Genomic DNA, 268 nt, shown 5'->3' on the forward strand with positions numbered 1-268 from the left:
TGGATGTTTACCGCCAGACTGTTGATGTCATTTCTCGTCGTTGTGAAACTGCCATTAATTTATTAAGACCAGAAACATTAGGCGGGGCGCTTAATGTCTAAGGTATTGGATTTCACGCAACAGGGATTAACTTATTCCGCAGATATGGATTTTCCGTATTCGTGGAATAAGCCCAAAGAAAATAATTATTACAAAGCTGATATAGATGCTTTGGGAAAATCTCTATCGCATGAACAATTAATTCATGCGCAAGCGATTTTAGGTGAAG

It is taken from the genome of Providencia rustigianii DSM 4541 (assembly GCF_000156395.1).
GTDB lineage: Bacteria > Pseudomonadota > Gammaproteobacteria > Enterobacterales > Enterobacteriaceae > Providencia > Providencia rustigianii.